Genomic DNA, 909 nt, shown 5'->3' on the forward strand with positions numbered 1-909 from the left:
CAACGGTTCCACGAAAACCGGTACGGCGTCCAGTTTTCTGAACGCTGCTGGCAGGCTGTGCGGGTGGCGACGAACAGCGAGCGGATCGAGGCAGGCCGGCGACAGCGGCGGGTGCTGGTCCGGGTGACCCGGGCCGCGTGGCGGCTGAAGCAGGCCGAACGGGAGCGGGCGTGGGCGTTGACCTCGGCTCGGGCTGAGGGGATCTCCATCCGTGTCCTGGCCACGGCGGTGGGGCTGTCGCCCTCACGTGTGCACCAGATCGTGGCCGCCGCCGACTCCGATGCGCTGGATGCGGCGCTGGGTGAGTTGCGGACGGTGGGCTGGCCGGCCCCGGAAGACCCTGACGTGGGAGAGGACGTCGAGCTGGACGGCACCGACAGCGTCGCTGATCGGATCAGCGATGAGGTGGCCTGGGTACGGCGGTGTGCGGACTGGCTCGCCGGGCTGGAAGCCGGCGGGTATCCGCCGGCGGTCAACCTGCGTCCGGCCGCCGATTGGCCGGATACGGCTCACGTGGCCGTCGATCTCGCCCGGGTACGGGCAGTCCTTGATCGCATCGCCGCCGACCTGGACGAGTTGGCCCGGGCCCGCCGGGTCGTGGACCTGGACACCGCAGCGGTGCTGCCCGACCGGCACGCCGAGCGCCGCCGTCGCCTGGCCGAGCCGGACCTGGACTTCCGAGACTTCTGCGCCCGCACGCGGCTGCCCGTCTCCTCGACGCTGCACCTGGAGCGCGCGTGGGATGCCTGGCAGACCGAACGACACCGACGCGGCGAGATCGACCAGCGGCCCGACTACCGCGACAACCCCTTCCGGCCACACTGATCCACTGTCGTGCCACGGGATGTCGAAGGTGTCCAGGAAACTGGACGCTCTACCGGTGTTCATGGGGCCGTTGTTACCGGCACC

General features: G+C 70.8%; 1 protein-coding gene. It reads left to right on the forward strand.

The genetic code is table 11. The features are described from left to right. Positions 1–825 (forward strand): hypothetical protein (locus tag AC559T_RS14180; RefSeq protein WP_498868995.1); only part of this gene is annotated, 825 nt, incomplete at its 5' end. Positions 826–909 lie beyond the last annotated feature (84 nt).

The organism is Frankia sp. Hr75.2 (assembly GCF_949319125.1).
Taxonomy (GTDB): Bacteria; Actinomycetota; Actinomycetes; order Frankiales; family Frankiaceae; genus Parafrankia; species Parafrankia soli.